Here is a 17,062-nt window from a genome sequence, read left to right on the forward strand (position 1 = left end):
CCGCGCCCGGGCGGCTCAGGCGCGCTGGACGGTGACCTTCGGCGGGGTCTGCAGCGTCTGGGCGATGACGCAGTAGCGCTCGGCCAGCGAGACCATCTTCGCCTCGGTCGCCTCGTCGGCGTCGGAGCTGAAGTCGAAGGTGATCGTGACGTCGGTGATGCCGATCGGCACCTCGCGCGCCACGCCGAGGGTGCCGCGGGCGTCCCAGTGGGCGTCCACCGCCACCGAGGCGTTGCGCAGCTCCACGCCCATGGCCGTGGCCACGCTGCGCAGCGTCACCCCGGCGCAGGCCGCGACGGCCTCGCAGAGCATGTCCGCCGAGCACGCCTCGGTGCCGTCGCCACCGGCGGCCGGGTGCAGCCCGGCGCGGGTGGTGCCGGCGAAGCCGTCGACGGAGACGCCGATCGACTGCCCGTCGAGCACCGCCACGGCGCGGGCCGGGACCAGCGCGCGCGCCGGGTCCTCGCGGTAGGCGTCCTTCAACGGCTTCTGCAGCGCCCTGAGCTCGGTCGAATCCACCGGGCGAGCTTAGGCCCCCGCGCGCCGCACCCCGCAACCTCCGCCAGACTCCCCGGCGTGAAGTGGACCACCGCCGTGCGCGTGCTGGAGGAGGTCGCGCAGCGCTGCGCGCACGTGGACGCGCAGCCGGCCGCGATCGTGCCGCTGCGGGTGGTGGAGGCCTGGGTGCACGGCGCGCTGCTCGGCCCCCGCGCGCAGGAGGTGCCCGACGAGGGCGGGGTGGCCGTGGCCCTGGTGGCCGACGTGCCCCCCGCCGCGTGCGCGTGGCGCAGCCGGCCCCCCGGCGCCGGCCAGTGGCTGGCCGCCTCCGGGCTGGCGCGCCGGCCGGTGGAGCTCGTGCTGCGCCCGGCCGGGGCGCCCGTCTGGAACCACGCCGTGCGGCGGCCGGTGCGCTTCTGGTCGGCCGCGCAGGGCACCGACGAGGCGGTGCTGGCGGCCGTGCGCGCCGGGGACGGCGAGCGGCTGCGCCCGCCCGCTCCCGCCCCGGCCGAGCTCGCCGCCCGGCTGGAGGCCGAGCTGGAGCTCGCGCTGGCGCAGCTGCGGCGCACCGGCGCCGACTACGCCGCCCACCGGTGGGAGCCGGGGTCGCCGCTGGCGCGCGCCGACGCCCTCTCGGAGGCCGCGCTGGGCTACCTGGAGCTGCTGGACGCGCGGGGTAGGTTGGCGCCGTGAGCGACGCCGACGGCCCCGAGCGCCTCCCCGAGCGGCTGGCGTACCGGCTGCTGACCGGCCCGGACGACCGATCCTTCTGCGAGAAGGTCTCCAGGGCCCTGGCCGAGGGCTACGTGCTGCACGGCAGCCCCGCGCTGACGAGCGTGGACGGCGCCGTCGTGGCCGCCCAGGCCGTCGTGCTGCCCGCCGCCGCCGCGCGCGCGCTCTGAGCGGCGCGGTGGGCGCGGGCACCGTCGTCCTGCTGCCGCCGCAGCACGGCGTGGACGCCGAGGTCACGCTGCTCGCCGCCAGGCTGCGGGCGGCCGGTCACCGGGCCCTCGTCGTGGACACCGCCCCCGGCACCGGGCAGGTCGCGCGCCAGCGGCAGGCGCTGCGCGCGCTGGCCGCGCTGCCGGACGGCTTCCTGCTCGTCGGCCTCGGCGTCGGCGGGCAGGTCGCGCAGTCCGTCGCGCTGGAGCGCGCGGTCGCCGGTCTCGTGGGCGACGTGGTGGACCCCGCCGAGCTCGGCCTGCCGGCACCGCCGGAGCACGTGCCGGTGCAGCCCCTGCCGCCGGCCGGGCGCGAGCGGCGCACCGCGGCGGTGCTCGCGTTCTGCGCCGCGCACGCGGTTTGACAGGGTCGCGCCCGCTGCTTCAAGCTTCTCCCAGGTCATGAGTGACAGCGACAAGCCCTGGCTCGCTGTCCGGCAACCCTCCCCCGTGGCGGGGTGCCCCAGGTGACGACCCGGCCGGACGGATGGCGTCCGGCAAGTGCGGACCACGAGGAGCTGACCGTGCACGGCGAGCGCTGAACCCCTCGTCCGTCGCGTCCAGCCACCGGTGACCGCCAGGCCACCCCGGCGCAGTCCGCTGCGCCGTCGAGCACCCGGAGAACGCCTTGTCCAGCCCCGCTCCCGCCCTGCCCGACAAGCCGAAGCGTCGCGGCCCCCTCATCGCGGCGGTCGCCGCCGCCGTCGTCGTGCTCATCGCCGTCGTGGCGATCGTGCTGGCCACCCGCGGCGACGACACCACGACCACCGCGGCCGCGGACGGCGGCAGCGGCGAGACCGTGAAGATCGGCGTCGCGGACAAGTCGCTGGACTACTGGAAGACCTACGTCGACCTGGCGCAGTCGCAGCTCGGCGTGACCGTCGAGCTGGTCAACTTCTCCGACTACAGCCTGCCGAACCCGGCGCTGGCCGAGGGCGAGGTCGACCTCAACCAGTTCCAGCACATCCAGTACCTGGCGAACTACAACGTCACCGCCGACGACGACATCCAGCCCATCGGCGCGACCGCGATCTACCCGCTGCCGCTGTACTCCACGACCGTCGACGACCCGGCCGCGCTGCCGCAGGGCGCCAAGGTCGCCATCCCCAACGACGCCATCAACGAGGCCCGCGGCCTGCTGGTGCTGCAGTCCGCGGGCCTGCTGACGCTGGCCGGCGGCGGCAACGCCTTCTCCTCGGTCGAGGACGTCGAGAGCTCCAAGGTCGAGGTGACACCCATCGACGCCTCGCAGACCGCGAACGCGCTGCAGAGCGGGTCGGTGGCCGCGGCCATCGTCAACGTGAACTACGCCACCAGCGCCGGCCTGCCCGAGGACGACGTCATCGCCCAGGACGACCCCTCGCAGGCCTCGGCCGCGCCGTACGTCAACATCTTCGCCGCCCGCAAGGAGGACGCGGGGAACGAGACGTACCTGGAGCTCGCGAAGCTGTTCCAGGACCCGGCCGTCCAGGAGGTCTTCACGCAGGCCTACCCGAACGCGGTCGTGGAGGCCCCGGACGCCGCGCAGCTGCAGGCGGACCTGGCCGAGGTCGAGGACGACGCCCGGGCGGCTGCGGGCGCGTGAGCACGCTCGTCTCGCTGGAGAACGTCTCCAAGCGCTACGACCGCCGCGACGGCACGTCCGTCGCGGCGGTCGACGACGTCAGCCTGGAGGTCCGCGAGGGCGAGGTGCTCGCCGTCATCGGCTACTCCGGTGCCGGCAAGTCGACGCTCGTGCGGCTGGTCAACGCCCTGGAGCGCCCGACGTCGGGGACCGTCCGCGTCGGCGGGCAGGACCTGACGGCCCTGTCCGAGCGCGAGCTGCGCCAGGCGCGCTCCAGGATCGGCATGATCTTCCAGCAGTTCAACCTGTTCCGCTCGCGCACCGTCGCCGGCAACGTCGCCTACCCGCTGCGGGTGGCGGGCGTGGCCAAGGCGCAGCGCGAGGCGCGGACGGCGGAGCTGCTGGACTTCGTCGGCCTGCTCGACCGCGCGCACGCCCACCCCGAGCAGCTGTCCGGCGGGCAGAAGCAGCGCGTCGGCATCGCCCGCGCGCTGGCCACCAACCCCCCGCTGCTGCTGGCGGACGAGGCGACGAGCGCGCTGGACCCGGACACCACGGCCGAGGTGCTCTCGCTGCTGCGCCGGGTGAACACCGAGCTCGGCGTGACCATCGTCGTCATCACCCACGAGATGGACGCGGTGCGGCTGGTGGCCGACCGGGTCGCGGTCATGGAGGCCGGCCGGGTCGTCGAGGTCGGCGACGTCTACGACGTCTTCTCCGACCCGCAGACCCCTGCGGCGCAGCGCTTCGTGCGCAGCGCCACCCACGACCGCCCGTCGGCGGGCACGCTGGCGCGGTTGCGCACCCACCACCCCGGGCGGCTGGTGAGCGTGCGCATCACCGACGAGCCGAAGATCCAGCAGCTGATCGACGCGGCGTTCCGGGACACCGGCACGAGCGCGGAACTCGTCTACGGCGGCGTGTCGGAGATCCGCGAGCGGCGGACCGGTTCGCTCACCTACGAGCTCGGCGGCACCGGGGTGGACGCGGCGCTGGCGGCGCTGCGCAGCGCCGGCGTGCACGCCGAGGAGGAGGTCTGAGATGGGCGAGGACGGTTTCTTCGACGGGTTCCTCGGCACGACCGACGTCTTCCTGACGGCGATCTGGCAGACGCTGTTCATGGCGCTGGTCTCGATCGTCGCGGCCGGCCTGATCGGCCTCGCGCTGGGGATCGCGCTGTACGCGACGCGGCCCGGCAACCTCTTCGGCAACCGCCTGGTGTTCGGGGTCCTGGGGTTCGTGGTGAACCTCGTGCGCCCGATCCCCTTCATCATCTTCCTGGCCGCGATCGGGCCCCTGCAGCGGGCCGTCGTCGGCTCGACGATCGGCACGAACGCGGTGACGTTCGCGATCTCGCTGGCGGCCGCGTTCGCCGTCTCGCGCATCGTCGAGCAGAGCCTGGTGGGCGTGGACCCCGGGGTGGTGGAGGCCGCCCGCGCGGTGGGCGCCTCGCGCACGGCGATCCTGTTCACGGTCGTGGTGCCCGAGGGCCTGGGCCCGCTGGTGCTGGGCTACACGTTCATCTTCGTGGGGATCGTCGACATGTCCGCCCAGGCCGGCCTCGTCGGCGGCGGCGGGCTGGGCGACTACGCCATCACCTACGGCTCCCAGCGCTACGACTGGGGCATCGTCTACGTCAGCGTGGCCGCGATCGTGGTGATCGTGCAGGTGGGCCAGCTCATCGGCAACCGCATCGCCCGCGGCGTCCTGCGCCGCTGACCCCGCGAACCCGCCCCACCCCTCAGGGCGTGATCTTCCACGGTGCACCGTGGAAGATCACGCCCTGAGGGGTTCCGGGCTCAGGGGCAGACGGCCTGCCAGACGTCGGCGTGCATCTCGAAGCGCTCGGCCGTCAGCGGGTCGCTGACCTCGCCGTCGGAGTTCAGCCGGAAGTCCCCCGACAGCGCCCGCACCTCGACGACCTTGCCGGTGGCGGTCGCCACGTCCTGGCGCGCCACGTGCACCCCGCGCCGCAGGCCGGCGGCGAAGCCGAGCCGGGCCAGCGGCCCGGTGGAGGTGGACACGACGACGTCGGCGACCCCGTCGTGCGGGTCGGCGCCGGGAACCAGCCGCGCGCCGCCGCCGATGGTGCCGCCGATGCCGATGCCCACCATGAGGACCGGGTCGTGACCGGAGGCGACGACCTCGCCGTCGACCTCGACGCGCAGGCGGAAGCCCTTGCCCGCGCTCAGCCCGGCCCACACCGCCCCCACCGGGTAGGCGCCGGCCTTGAGGGTGGGCTTGAGGCGCTGCGCCTTGGCGGTGGCCGAGGCGCCGATCCCGACGTGGACGGTGTTGACCGTGATGCGCTCGCGGCTGTCGACGAGCAGCTCCAGCCCGCGCGGGCGGCCGGTGGCGACGACGCGGGCCGCGGCCACGGGGTCCAGCGGCAGGCGCAGCGAGCGGGCGAGGTCGTTGCCGGTGCCCAGCGGCACGATGCCCAGCGGCCCGACGTCGCGGGTGGCCCCGGCCGCCCACAGCAGCTGCAGCGCCGCGTGCAGGCTGCCGTCGCCGCCGAGCAGCACGACCCGGCGGCCGTCGGCACCCAGCAGCGCCTCGCGCAGGTCCTCCAGGCCGCGGGTGCGGCGCAGCTCCACGTCGCCGGTGCGGCCCAGCTCCCCCACGACGGCCGCGACGGCCTCCGCGCGCGCCGAACCGGCGCCGGCGTTGACGACGGCCAGGTACTCGTTCTCGCTCACGGACCGCTCAACGCCCCGCCCGCCGCCCCGGTGCCGGACCGGCGGGCACGCACACCCCCCTCACAGCCGCCGCCAGGTGCCGTCCTGCTCGGCGACCTCGCCGGCGCCGTCGGCCCAGCGGTAGACCGGGCGGCCGCCCAGCAGGACGCGCACGGCCCGGCTCATGAGCTCCAGCGGGTCGCCGGACCAGAGCACGAGGTCGCCGTCCAGGCCGGGGGCCAGCGAGCCGACGCGGTCGTCCAGGCCGAGGATGCGCGCCGGGTTCAGCGTCAGCGCGCGCAGCGCCTCGTCGCGGTCCAGGCCCTCCTTGACCGCCAGCGCCGCCGAGACGGGCAGCAGCTGCACGGGCACGACGGGGTGGTCGGTGGTGAGGGCGACCGGCACGCCGGCGGCGGCGAGCAGGCCCGGGACGGCCATCGAGCGGTGGCGCAGCTCGGGCTTGGAGCGGGAGGTGAGCAGCGGCCCCACGACGGCGGGCAGCCGGCGCTCGGCCAGCAGGTCCAGCACGCGGTGGCCCTCGGTGACGTGGTTGAGCACGAGGCGGTAGCCGAACTCGTCGGCCAGGCGCACGGCGGTGGCGATGTCGTCGGCGCGGTGGGCGTGCTGGTGCCACAGCAGCTCGCCGGTCAGGACGCGGGCCAGGACCTCGGCGTCGCGCTCGGCGCCGGTCGGCGGGTCCAGCGGGTCGCCGGCGGCGCGGGCGCGCTCGCGCTGGGCGGCGAAGCGGGCGGCGGCGGCGAAGGCGTCGCGCAGCGCGGCGGCCACCCCCATGCGGGTCGACGGCCCGCTGGAGCCCTTGCGGGGGTTCTCCCCCAGCGCGCTCTTCACCCCCAGCGGGGCGCGCAGCAGCATCTGCTCGACGGTGGTGCCCCACGTCTTGAGCGCGGCGGTCTGGCCGCCGACGACGTTGGCGGAGCCGGGCAGGACGGCGACGGTCGTGACCCCGGCGGACAGCGCGTCGGCGAAGCCGCGGTCGGCGGGGTCGACCCCGTCCCAGGAGCGCAGCCGGGCACCGCGCGGCTCGCCCTTCTCGTTGACGTCGGCGCCGTGCCAGCCCTCGCCCTCGGCGTGCACGCCGAGGTGGGTGTGCGGGTCGACGAAGCCGGGCAGCACCAGGCAGCCGGTGGCGTCGACGACGGGCAGGTCGGCGGGGACGGCGACGTCACCGACGGCTTCGATCACCCCGTCGCGCACGACGACCGTCCCGGGCCGGCGCTCCCCGCGCCAGTCCGGGGTGAGGGTCAGGAGGGTGCCGCCGACGACGGCGGCGCTGCGGGCGGGCGGGGGTGCGGGCACGCGGTCACTGTGGCAGCGCGGGCGCGCCCGGTCGCGCGCACCGGTCCGCCCCCGGAGGGCCGGCTCCGCCGGGCGCAGCTGCCGTCGACCTGCGAGCATCGCGCGGTGGCCCACAGTTCACTCTCCCGTCACCTGTTCGTCACCCGTCGGCCGCCGGCGCGCCCGCGGCCGCACGCCGTCGGGGTGCGGCCGTCCAGCCGGGCGCAGCGGGTCGCGGTGGCGGCCACCGCCGTGCTCAGCGCGCTGGTCGCGGTGGGCCTGACGCTGCTGGTGGCGCGCAACCCCGTCTACTTCGGGACCGCCGTGCGCGACGTGCTCGCGGTCGCCACGGCCGGCGACCCGCTCGTCTTCTACACCGGGTGGGTCACGCAGGTCGGCGTCTTCGGCTGGATCTGCGCAGCGGCCGCAGGGATCCTCGCCGGGAGCGTCGCGCGCAGCAGCGGGAGGCGGCGCGAGGGGAACCTGCTGGTCCTCGGCGGGCTGGTCTCCGCCGCGATGGGCGTCGACGACCTGATGATGTTCCACGACAGCGCGCTCCTGCGCCTGGGCGTGCCGGAGCAGGTCACGATGGGCGTCCTGGGGCTCGCCGCGCTGACGTGGGGGCTCAGCTACGCCCGGGACCTGCTGCGGGGGGCGCCCGCCGTGCTGCTGGTGCTCGCCGCGCTCTGGTTCGGCCACTCGCTGGTGGCCGACGAGGTCGGCGGCCTGCTCCTCCACGAGGAGGCCACGAAGGCGGCCGCCATCTGCTGCTGGACCGCCTGGTTCTGGATGCGCTCGTGGGCGGCGCTCACCGCCGCTCCGGAGACGCGGGAGCCCTGAACGCGCAGCGCCGCCGCCCCGGGTGAGCGGGGCGGCGGCGCCGCGAGGTCAGCGGTCGGTCTCCTCCACCGGCGCGGTGGCCTCCTCGAAGATCCGCACCGCGTTCGAGGGCTCCTCGTCGGCGACCTCACCGGCGGAGGCCGGGATCGGCTCGTGGTCGGAGACCGGTGCAGCGGCCGGCGCGGCGGGGGCCGACGCCGCCGGCGCGGGGGTCGGCGACGGTGCCGGCGCGGAGCTCGACGAGGGCGCCGGCGCGGGGGTCCACGGGGTCGGCGACGACGCCGGCGCGGCCTCACCGCCCCCCAGCCGGCCGCGCAGCGCCGCGAAGGCCGCCGCACCCGCCCCCAGGAGCACCGTCACCACGAGGACCTTGCCCCGGGCACCCGACTTCCGCTTTCCCACGGCACCACCCTCCACGACGGACGCGCTGACCCGGTCGGGCGCGCGCACCGATGATGGCGGCTGCGCGGGCGGGCGACAACCGGAGCCGCGGCGGTGATCGCGGGCGGGTCACGATGCGGCCTGTCGCCTGCGCGCGGACCCGGCGGCGGATAGCGTGACGACCTCGTCGACGAGGAGGTCACGAATGCACACCCCCCGCGAGGACGCGTACGAGGAGGTCCGAGCCTCCCCCGAGTTCCAGGCGCTGCGGCGCCGGTTCCGGCGGTTCGTGCTGCCGGTCTCGGCCCTGTTCCTGGTCTGGTACGCCACCTACGTGCTGCTGGCCGACTACGCCCACGGGTTCATGAGCACCCGGGTCGGCGGTTCGAACATCACCGTCGGCCTGCTGTTCGGGCTCGGCCAGTTCGTCTCCACCTTCGCCATCACCACCGCCTACGTGCGCTGGGCCAACAAGCACTTCGACCCGGCCGCGGAGGAGCTGCGCGAGCGGATCGAGGGACCGCTCGCGAGCAGCGCCCCCGCGCGGAACCAGGAGGACCCGCGGTGAGGACCGCTGTGAGCGCCGCTGCGGCGCAGACGACGGACATCGGCGACCCCGTCGTCAACATCGCCATCTTCACCGCCTTCGTGGTGGTGACCCTCGTCGTCGTGCTGCGGGCCAGCCGCAGCAACCGGACGGCGGCGGACTTCTACGCCGGTGGCCGCTCGTTCACGGGCCCGCAGAACGGCATCGCCATCGCCGGCGACTACCTGTCGGCCGCCAGCTTCCTCGGCATCGCCGGGGCGATCGCGATCTACGGCTACGACGGGTTCCTGTACTCCATCGGCTTCCTCGTCGCCTGGCTGGTGGCGCTGCTGCTGGTCGCCGAGCTGCTGCGCAACACCGGCCGCTTCACGATGGCCGACGTCCTCAGCTTCCGGCTGCGCGAGCGGCCGGTGCGCACGGCCGCGGCCATCTCGACGCTCGCGGTGTCCTTCTTCTACCTGCTGGCGCAGATGGCCGGCGCGGGCGGTCTGGTCGCGCTGCTGCTGGGCATCGACTCGCGCGCCGGGCAGAACGTCGTCATCGCCGTCGTGGGCGCCCTCATGGTGCTCTACGTCCTCGTCGGCGGCATGAAGGGGACGACGTGGGTGCAGATCATCAAGGCCTGCCTGCTCGTCGCCGGGGCGGCGGTCATGACGGCGTGGGTGCTCGCGCGCTACGGCTTCAACCTCTCCGACCTGCTCGGCGGCGCGGTCAGCGCCCCCGGTTCCGCCGGTGAGGCGCTGCTGGGGCCGGGTGCGCAGTACGGCGCCACCGAGGTCTCCAAGCTGAACTTCCTGTCGCTGGCGCTGGCCCTGGTGCTCGGGACGGCGGGGCTGCCGCACGTCCTCATGCGCTTCTACACCGTGCCCAGTTCCAAGGAGGCCCGCCGCAGCGTCGTGTGGGCGATCTGGATCATCGGGATCTTCTACCTGTTCACCCTCGTCATCGGCTACGGCGCGGCCGCGATCGTCGGCCCGGACGCCATCAGGGCGGCTCCCGGCAAGGCGAACTCGGCGGCGCCGCTGCTGGCCTACGAGCTCGGCGGCACGATCCTGCTGGGGATCATCGCGGCCGTCGCCTTCGCGACGATCCTCGCCGTCGTCGCCGGGCTGGCCATCACCGCCAGCGCGTCCTTCGCCCACGACATCTACGCCAGCGTCATCAAGAAGGGCCAGGTGTCCGCCAACGCCGAGGTCCGGGTGGCCCGGCTGACGATCGTCGTCATCGGCGCGGTCGCCATCGTCGGCGGCATCTTCGCCAACGGCCAGAACGTCGCCTTCCTCGTGGCCCTGGCGTTCGCCGTCGCGGCCAGCGCGAACCTGCCGACGATCATCTACTCGCTGTTCTGGCAGCGCTTCACCACCCGCGGGGCGCTGTGGAGCACCTACGGCGGGCTGGTCTCCTGCCTGGTGCTCATCACCTTCTCCCCCGTCGTCTCCGGCAAGACGGACCCGGTGACCGGCGCCTCGCTGTCGATGATCACCGACACGGGCGTCGACTTCTCCTGGTTCCCGCTGGAGAACCCCGGGCTGGTCACGATCCCGCTGGCTTTCTTCCTGGGCTGGCTCGGTTCGGTGACCGGGCGTGAGCACGGCAACGAGAAGCGGGCCGCGGAGATGGAGGTCCGCAGCCTCACCGGCGCCGGGGCGGAGAAGGCCGTGCAGCACTGAGCAGGCACCGCTGACCCGCGGACCCACGCGGCAGGGCCCCGCACCGCTCCGGCGGTGCGGGGCCCTGCCACGTGCATCAACTACGCAGCGTGATGCCTCGAAGGAACCACACCGCACACGGGTGATTGGGCGCGGGCGCGCTGAAGGACGGGGCCGGGTCGACCCGATGGGTTCACCAACGCCGTGCACCCATCGCCACCCGGAGGACCCCCCATGCTCCGCCGCCGCCTGTCCGCCACCCTCGCCGCCACCGCCTCCGCCCTCGTCGCCCTGACCGCGGGTGCCTCCGCCCAGGCCATCGCCGCACCGGCCGCCGCCGTTACAGCCGCGAGCGCCGACTCGGTGATCTCGCGGACCATGCCCGCCGGTGGCGTCTTCAGCGCGGGGACCGCGTGGAAGCTGGACGTCAGCAAGGCCCCCAAGCACGCCAACTCCGCCGGCATGGTCAAGAACGTGGCCGACCAGACCGCCGCCCAGTACGGCGGGGTCGCGGCCTTCAACGCCTACCAGTACAGCACCAGCGTCTACACCGTCTCGGCCAGCACGCCGAAGGTGGACGTGAAGTGGAACAACTGCCAGGGGAAGACCTGGACCCCGGCGGGCCTGCTCGGCCCGGGTGGGCAGTTCACCCAGGTGCCGATCCCCGCCGACGCCGTGCCCGCGACGGGCACCGACAGCCAGCTGACCATCTACTCCCCCGCCACCGACCAGCTGTGGGAGTTCTGGGTCGCCAAGAAGGCGAACGGCGTCTGGAGCGCCTGCTGGGGCGGGCGCATCGACGGCGTCTCCTACAGCCAGGGCTACTTCCACGACGGGTTCGGCGCCAGCGCCAGCGGCCTGGCCCTGGCCGGCGGCACCATCGGCATCAAGGACGTGCAGTCCGGTGTCATCGACCACGCCCTCGCCCTGCACCTGCAGGCACCCGGGACGTGGAAGGAGTTCAGCTACCCCGCCCAGCGCAGCGACGGCTACGACACCTCCGCCAACCGCGTCCCCGAGGGCACGCGGCTGCGCCTGGACCCGAGCATCGACGTGGACGCGCTGAAGATGCACCCCATCGCGAAGATGGTCGCCAAGGCCGCGCAGAAGTACGGCTTCATCGTCACCGACAAGGCCGGCTGCACCGCCGTCGTCGCCGAGAGCCCCGCCGCCGCGATCGCCGCCACCGGCGTCGACCCGTGGAAGGCGCTGCTGGGCAGCACCCCCAGCTACTCGGTGATGAAGGGCTTCCCCTGGGGCAAGCTCCAGGCGCTGCCCAGGGACCACGGCAAGCCGGTCCCCGGTTCCACCGCCGGCGGCGAGGTGGTGACCGTGCCGACCACGCCGGTCGGCCCGATCGCGAAGTTCGCCTCGGACACGCAGTACCGCGTGCTGCGCAACGGCTGGGGCCCGGCCGAGAAGGACCGCAGCAACGGTGAGCTGGCCGCCGGCGACGGCAAGGCGCTGAAGATCGCCGGCACCACGTACGCCAAGGGCTTCGGCGTGCACGCGGCCTCGGAGGTCGTCGTCCCCGTCAACGGGGCGCGCACGTTCTCCGCGAAGGTCGGCATCGACGCCGAGGTCGGCGCCAAGGGCGCCGTGCAGTTCCAGGTGTGGGCCGGCGGCACCAAGCTGGCCGACAGCGGGCTCGTGCGCGGCGGCGAGGTGGCCAGGACCATCGTCGCCCCCGTCAGCGGCAGGACCGAGATCCGCCTCGTGGTCACCGACGGCGGCAACGGCACCGCCGGTGACCACGCCGACTGGGCGGACGCCGGCTTCTCCTCCTGACCCCGGGACCCCGCGGGCGGGCCGCCCGGCCCCGGACGTCAGTCCGGGACCGGGCGGCCCGCCTCCTGCGCGCTGCGCCGCGAGCGCCACCACGCCGACGGCCCCTCCAGCAGACCGCGGACCTCGGTGGCCAGCACGTCGGCCGGGTAGTCGTCGCGACCGCGGGCCACCTGCACCGCGCGGCGCGCCAGGTGCCGCGGCACCCCGACCGCGACCCGGCCCAGGCCGCGGACGTCGCCGTGGCGGGCCGCGACCTGCAGGTGGTAGGCGACGTGGCCGCTGGAGTAGGCCCGCACCTGCCGGCGCAGCCCCGGCCGGTCCGCGCGGTGGTGGTGGCGCACGACCGCGGTGGGCTGGTAGACGATCGTCCAGCCCGAGCGCAGCACCCGGTAGAAGTACTCGGTGTCCTCGCCCACCCCGGAGGGCCGGCCCGGCCCGAGGGTCTCGTCGAAGGGGCCGAGACCGGCGAGCACGTCGCGGCGCACCGCCGCGTTGGCCGTGGCGCCGATCTGCCAGGTGGGCGCCGGGCCGCGCGAGCCCACCAGCCAGGAGCGGTCGTAGGTCCGCCGGTGCGGGCCCCGGCCGAGACCGCCGTAGTCCTCGAACACCTGCGGGTCGAGCAGGTCGAGGTTGGCGGGGACGACGTTGCCGGTCACCGCGCCGACGGCGGGGTCGGCGAAGGGGGCCAGCAGCTCCTCCAGCCAGCCGGCGGTGGTCTCGACGTCGTCGTCGACGAGGACGACGACGTCGCCGCGCAGGTGCGCCAGGCCCGCGTTGCGCGCCGGGGACAGCCCCGGCCAGGGCTCGTGGACGACCTGGACCCCCGGCAGCCCCGCCGCCACCGCCCGGGTCGCCGACGGGTCGGGCGAGTTGTCCACGACGACAACCTGCAGCGGGCGCGCGGTGCTCGCCAGCAGCGCCTGCAGGCTGCGCCGCAGCTCCCGGGGCCGGTCGCGGGTGGCCATGAGCACGCTCACGGGCACCTCGGCGGGCAGCCGCTCGGGCGCCGCGGCCAGCGCGGTCCGCAGCGCCGCCGCCAGCGGGCGCGCTCCCCCGCCGCCGGCGGCGGCCAGGTCGTGCCAGGAGGTGCCGGGGCGCAGCAGCGCCGGCCCCAGCCGGTCGACGAGCTCGCGGGCCAGCCGGGCGGTGCCGACGCGGGAGCCGTCGGCGGCGACGGCGAACGCCGCCTGCGGCGCGCCGGCCCGCTCGACGAGCACCCGCAGCCGGCGCTGCCCCGGCGAGGGCGGGCCGTCCGGCAGCCGCGCGGCCGCCGGCCCGCCCTCCAGCAGGTCCACCCGCACGACCGGGTCGGCCCGGCGCGGGCGGCGGCGCTCCGCGGGGCGGTGCACCAGCGCGGGCGCCGGCGGTTCGCCGGGGTGGCGGGCGGCCTCGGCGGCGGCCTGCCGCCGGGCGGCGCGGTAGTAGCGGCCCAGCACGGCGTCCACCGCGCCGCGGGTGTCGGCGCGGGTGAGCTCGGGCGGGTACAGCTGCGGCCACACGAGGCTGCGGAGGTGGGCGCGCGCGTGCTGGCGCACGAACCAGCGGGCGGCGAAGGCCCCCAGCTCGGCGGCCTGCACGCCGCCGTAGTTGCCCGACGCCCCCGCGAAGATGCTGTAGGCGCCCGTGCCGTTGCCCCGCAGCTGGCGGGCGAGCTGGTCCATCCCGGTGCGGTGGCGGTGCAGCACCACGGCCGCGGGCTCGTAGACGACGAGCCCGCCGGCGGCCAACACGCGGAAGTACACCTCCAGGTCGCCGCCGCCACCGGTGGGCGTGCCCACGTCGAGGGCGGTGTCGAAGCCGCCGAGGGCCAGGGCCCGCTCGCGCCGCAGCGCCGTGCTGGCCCCGGTGCCCGCGCCGCCGGTGCCGGGGTGGCGGCGGGCGGCCACCTCCCCGCTGTCGACCGCCGCGGAGAACCACCGCCGCCGGTAGCCGCGGCCGAAGCCGCCCACGGCCTCGAAGAGGACCTGCGCGGGCGTGCTGAACTCCGCCGGGGCGACGAGGCCGGTGACGACGACGGCGTCGGGCTCCTCGGCGAACGTGCGGGCCAGCTCGGCCGCCCAGCGCGGGTGCACGAGGACGTCGTCGTCGGCGAAGGCCACGACCTCCGCGCGGGCCTCCAGCAGCGCGCGGTTGCGGGCCCAGTCCAGCCCGGCGCGCGGTTCGCGCACGTACCGGGCGCCGAACTCCTCGGCGACCAGCCGCGTCCGCTCGTCGCGGGAGGCGTTGTCGACGACGAGGACCTCGGCCACCGGCCCCTGCAGCCGGGCGATCGAGGCCAGGCAGCGGCGCAGGTCCTCGGGGCGGTCGCGGGTGCAGACGGCCACCGTCAGCGTCGGCGGGTCGGCCGGGGGCGCGGGGTGCGGCACGTGCTCCAGGCCCTCCGCCAGCGCCGCCCGCAGCCCGCCGGGCACGAGCAGGGCGTCCAGCAGCAGGTGCTCCAGGACCTGCTGCTCCAGCTCGCGGGCCGCGCGGGCGGGCAGGGCGCCGAGCACCACGTCCGGCGGGCCCGGGACGGTGAGGTCGCCGACCGGCACGCCGTGCAGCCACACCAGGGCGTGCACCCCCTCGGCCTCGTGCTCGGGAGGCGTCAGCGGGGCGCGCAGGACGGCCGTGGCGGTGTCGAGGTCCACGTCGGCCACGGCCAGGGCGCGGTAGCGGCGGCGGGTGCCGGGCGGGCGGTAGCGGTCCAGGCCCTGCGGGCGGCGGACCGCGGCGACGCCCTGCTGCAGCGCGGTGCGCGCCAGGCGGGCGGCGCGGGGGGTGGGGCTCACGCCTCGATGGTGGCGGACGCCGCTCAGGTCGCCGGTGAGGTCGCCGGGCGCGGCGCGCCCGGCCTCGCGCGGCGGGGCCAGCGCCCGCCCAGCACGAGCGCGCGCCCCCACGCCGAGCGGCGGGCCACCAGCTCGACGAGGACGCCGACGGCGATGCCCGCCAGCAGCCCGGCGAGCACGTTGAGCGTCACCGACGACAAGCCCAGGCGCTCCAGGACGATCCGGGCGGCGGAGGTCCCGAAGACGTGGCAGGTGTAGATCGAGAACGAGAACCCGCCGACCACGGCCAGGGGGCGCCAGGTGCGGCGCACCAGCAGCAGGCTCAGGCAGGCGGTCACGCCGAGCAGCGCGGCCACGGCGTCGTGGCGCTCGGGCAGGCGGGCCACGACGCCCTGCAGGCCGAGCTGGGACCACAGCGCCAGCAGCAGGGCCGCGAGGACGACCGCGCCGCGGGCGGCGCGGGGGGCCGCCCGCCACTCGAAGCGCCGGGCCGCCAGGCCGGAGAGGAAGAACGGCAGCAGGAACAGGGCGTCGCGCAGCGCCAGGACGTTCGTCGGGGTGGGCACGAGCTCGTCGGCCACGACCGCGAGGGCGATCAGCGGCACGACCGCGGACCCGCGCTCCAGCAGGCGGAAGCGGTCGGCCAGGCCGACGAGCAGGAAGACCCAGAAGACCGCCTCGAGGAACCAGAAGTGGGCGACCGGGAAGACGTGCCACAGGTACCAGGGGGTCTGCTCGCCGCCGTTGGCCACGCCGCCGGCCGAGGCGCGCACGAGGGCGAACGCCGTGCCGACGACGAGCATCGGCACGAGCAGGCGGCGGACCTTGCCCTGCGCGAAGCGCGGCCAGCGCTCGCGCAGCGGCCGCAGCGCGTACACGTAGCCGGACAGGAAGCTGAACAGCGGCATCCGCAGGTAGACCAGGGAGTCGACCAGGTACGACCAGGGGTTGCCCCGGTCCAGGCGCAGCCCGTCACCGGGTCCACCGCCGCGCACGTGGTAGAGCACCACGAGCAGGCAGGCCAGGCCGCGCAGGGTGTCGATGGAGGAGTCGCGTCCCGGTGGGGACGCGAGGCGCCGCGCGAACCCGCGCACCTGCCCGTCGGCTGCCACGGACGCCTCCCCGTCGGTTCGTTCTCGAACTCCGTTCGGGCGCCCTCGCCGCTCCGCGTGGACCGTACACGAGGACCACGAGGGGTGACCAGGACGGTGCGGTGCGCTCAACCGCGGCTGGCGAGGACGGCGTCGTAGAGCAGCTTGCGGCTGACCCCGCCGCGCTGGGCGACCTCGCCGGCGACCGTCTTCAGCCGGCCGCCGGCGGCCACCTGCTCGTGGACCTCGGCGACCAGCCGGCCCAGGTCAGCGGCCGGCGCGGGCGGGGCGCCGCCGACGACGATGCACACCTCCCCCCGCACCTCGCCCTGCTCCGCCCAGGCGACCAGCTCGGCCAGCGGACCCCGCACGACCTCCTCGTAGGTCTTGGTCAGCTCCCGGCACACGGCCGCGGGGCGCTCGGCCCCCAGGGCGTCGCGCATCGCCGCCAGCGTCGCGGCCGTGCGGTGCGGGGACTCGAAGAAGACCGTCGTGCGCGGCTCGGCGGCCAGCGCCGCGAAGGAGCGGGCGCGCTCGCCGGGCTTGCGCGGCGGGAAGCCCTCGAAGGCGAAGCGGTCGGTGGGCAGCCCGGACAGCGCCAGCGCGCTGAGCACCGCCGAGGGGCCGGGCAGCACGGTGACGCGCAGCCCCTCGGCCACGCAGGCGCGCACCAGCCGGTAGCCCGGGTCCGACACCGACGGCATGCCGGCGTCGGAGACGAGCACGACCGTGCGCCCGGCCGCGACCGCTTCGACGACCTCGGCGGCGCGCGCCTCCTCGTTGTGCTCGTAGCAGCTGACGACCCGGCCGCGGGGAGTGACGCCCAGGGCCTGGCACAGCCGGTGCAGGCGGCGGGTGTCCTCGGCCGCCACGAGGTCGGCGCTGCCGAGCGCCTCGACGAGCCGGGTGGAGGCGTCACCGGGGTTGCCGATGGGGGTCGCGGCGATGAGCAGGACGCCGGACGCGTCCTCCGAGGCGGTCACGGGCTCCGATGATGCCTCAGCGGCGCGGCCGCGGC

At 75.8% G+C, this 17,062-nt stretch carries 16 protein-coding genes, 1 pseudogene and 1 riboswitch; of the genes and pseudogenes, 10 read left to right on the top strand and 7 right to left on the bottom strand.

The annotated features are described in order from the left end of the window. Window positions 1-15: 15 nt before the first annotated feature. Window positions 16-519 carry an OsmC family protein gene (locus GTQ99_RS00905; RefSeq protein ID WP_166613865.1) on the bottom strand — a complete coding sequence of 168 codons (504 nt, stop codon included), beginning with the start codon at window positions 517-519 and terminating at the stop codon, window positions 16-18. 57 nt (window positions 520-576) lie between these two features. Here GTQ99_RS00905 and GTQ99_RS00910 point away from each other — a divergent pair, with 57 nt between their 5' ends. The 6 genes and pseudogenes from GTQ99_RS00910 to GTQ99_RS00935 all read left to right on the top strand — a co-directional run bounded on the left by GTQ99_RS00910 (window position 577) and on the right by GTQ99_RS00935 (window position 4,722). Continuing rightward, window positions 577-1,191, top strand: coding sequence for a DUF7711 family protein (locus GTQ99_RS00910; RefSeq protein ID WP_166613866.1), 615 nt, complete (start codon window positions 577-579; stop codon window positions 1,189-1,191). Next, window positions 1,188-1,394 (top strand): annotated as a pseudogene (locus GTQ99_RS00915) (DUF1737 domain-containing protein); the annotation flags it as partial. The gene GTQ99_RS00910 and the pseudogene GTQ99_RS00915, both read left to right, overlap by 4 nt. 14 nt (window positions 1,395-1,408) lie before the next feature. Beyond that, complete coding sequence (locus GTQ99_RS00920; RefSeq protein WP_166613868.1) at window positions 1,409-1,804, top strand: hypothetical protein; 396 nt, start codon at window positions 1,409-1,411, stop codon at window positions 1,802-1,804. Window positions 1,805-1,837: 33 nt separating this feature from the next. After that, a riboswitch (SAM riboswitch) is annotated at window positions 1,838-1,949 on the top strand. A 118-nt stretch (window positions 1,950-2,067) separates the two neighbouring features. After that, window positions 2,068-3,024, top strand: coding sequence for a MetQ/NlpA family ABC transporter substrate-binding protein (locus tag GTQ99_RS00925; RefSeq protein ID WP_166613869.1), 957 nt, complete (start codon window positions 2,068-2,070; stop codon window positions 3,022-3,024). Beyond that, window positions 3,021-4,043, top strand: a complete 1,023-nt coding sequence (locus tag GTQ99_RS00930; RefSeq protein WP_166613870.1) for an ATP-binding cassette domain-containing protein — start codon at window positions 3,021-3,023, stop codon at window positions 4,041-4,043. The genes GTQ99_RS00925 and GTQ99_RS00930 overlap by 4 nt, the downstream gene beginning before the upstream one ends. A 1-nt stretch (window position 4,044) precedes the next feature. Further along, the gene (locus GTQ99_RS00935) at window positions 4,045-4,722 is read left to right on the top strand and encodes a methionine ABC transporter permease (protein ID WP_166613871.1); all 678 of its coding nucleotides are present in this window, start codon (window positions 4,045-4,047) and stop codon (window positions 4,720-4,722) included. 80 nt (window positions 4,723-4,802) lie between these two features. On the opposite strand, the gene GTQ99_RS00940 is transcribed toward GTQ99_RS00935, so the two are convergent. Together GTQ99_RS00940 and GTQ99_RS00945 are read right to left on the bottom strand one after the other, a co-directional pair. Continuing rightward, window positions 4,803-5,702 (bottom strand): diacylglycerol kinase family protein, encoded by a 900-nt coding sequence (locus GTQ99_RS00940; RefSeq protein ID WP_166613872.1) that lies wholly within the window; start codon window positions 5,700-5,702, stop codon window positions 4,803-4,805. A gap of 60 nt (window positions 5,703-5,762) precedes the next feature. After that, the gene (locus GTQ99_RS00945; protein WP_166613890.1) at window positions 5,763-6,947 is read right to left on the bottom strand and encodes an amidohydrolase; all 1,185 of its coding nucleotides are present in this window, start codon (window positions 6,945-6,947) and stop codon (window positions 5,763-5,765) included. Between the two features lie 156 nt (window positions 6,948-7,103). On the opposite strand from GTQ99_RS00945, the gene GTQ99_RS00950 reads away from it, so the two are divergent. Beyond that, window positions 7,104-7,817 carry a hypothetical protein gene (locus GTQ99_RS00950; RefSeq protein WP_166613873.1) on the top strand — a complete coding sequence of 238 codons (714 nt, stop codon included), beginning with the start codon at window positions 7,104-7,106 and terminating at the stop codon, window positions 7,815-7,817. A gap of 48 nt (window positions 7,818-7,865) precedes the next feature. On the opposite strand, the gene GTQ99_RS00955 is transcribed toward GTQ99_RS00950, so the two are convergent. Beyond that, the gene (locus GTQ99_RS00955; protein WP_166613874.1) at window positions 7,866-8,219 is read right to left on the bottom strand and encodes a hypothetical protein; all 354 of its coding nucleotides are present in this window, start codon (window positions 8,217-8,219) and stop codon (window positions 7,866-7,868) included. A 184-nt stretch (window positions 8,220-8,403) separates the two neighbouring features. On the opposite strand from GTQ99_RS00955, the gene GTQ99_RS00960 reads away from it, so the two are divergent. The 3 genes from GTQ99_RS00960 (at window position 8,404) to GTQ99_RS25785 (ending at window position 12,182) form a co-directional block, all read left to right on the top strand. After that, the gene (locus GTQ99_RS00960) at window positions 8,404-8,766 is read left to right on the top strand and encodes a DUF485 domain-containing protein (protein WP_166613875.1); all 363 of its coding nucleotides are present in this window, start codon (window positions 8,404-8,406) and stop codon (window positions 8,764-8,766) included. An 8-nt stretch (window positions 8,767-8,774) separates the two neighbouring features. Further along, the gene (locus tag GTQ99_RS00965; protein ID WP_166613876.1) at window positions 8,775-10,415 is read left to right on the top strand and encodes a sodium:solute symporter family transporter; all 1,641 of its coding nucleotides are present in this window, start codon (window positions 8,775-8,777) and stop codon (window positions 10,413-10,415) included. A gap of 213 nt (window positions 10,416-10,628) precedes the next feature. Then, a complete protein-coding gene (locus GTQ99_RS25785; protein ID WP_166613877.1) occupies window positions 10,629-12,182 on the top strand; it encodes an NPCBM/NEW2 domain-containing protein in 1,554 nt (517 codons plus the stop codon). Between the two features lie 38 nt (window positions 12,183-12,220). Here the strand turns inward: GTQ99_RS25785 and GTQ99_RS00975 are convergent, their stop codons facing one another. The 3 genes from GTQ99_RS00975 to rsmI form a co-directional block, all read right to left on the bottom strand. After that, window positions 12,221-14,953, bottom strand: a complete 2,733-nt coding sequence (locus GTQ99_RS00975; protein WP_166613878.1) for a glycosyltransferase — start codon at window positions 14,951-14,953, stop codon at window positions 12,221-12,223. 23 nt (window positions 14,954-14,976) lie between these two features. Then, a complete protein-coding gene (locus tag GTQ99_RS00980; protein ID WP_166613879.1) occupies window positions 14,977-16,065 on the bottom strand; it encodes an acyltransferase family protein in 1,089 nt (362 codons plus the stop codon). 107 nt (window positions 16,066-16,172) lie between these two features. Continuing rightward, a complete protein-coding gene (gene rsmI / locus GTQ99_RS00985) occupies window positions 16,173-17,027 on the bottom strand; it encodes a 16S rRNA (cytidine(1402)-2'-O)-methyltransferase (RefSeq protein ID WP_166613880.1) in 855 nt (284 codons plus the stop codon). Window positions 17,028-17,062: the final 35 nt, after the last annotated feature.

It is taken from the genome of Kineococcus vitellinus (assembly GCF_009906315.1).
GTDB classification, from domain to species: domain Bacteria; phylum Actinomycetota; class Actinomycetes; order Actinomycetales; family Kineococcaceae; genus Kineococcus; species Kineococcus vitellinus.

What these genes read in the sequence shown, in the direction of transcription:
- GTQ99_RS00935 (WP_166613871.1), top strand. Translation starts at nt 4,045, where the DNA reads ATGGGCGAGGACGGTTTCTTCGACGGGTTCCTCGGCACGACCGACGTC.
- GTQ99_RS25785 (WP_166613877.1), top strand. Translation starts at nt 10,629, where the DNA reads ATGCTCCGCCGCCGCCTGTCCGCCACCCTCGCCGCCACCGCCTCCGCC.
- GTQ99_RS00960 (WP_166613875.1), top strand. Translation starts at nt 8,404, where the DNA reads ATGCACACCCCCCGCGAGGACGCGTACGAGGAGGTCCGAGCCTCCCCC.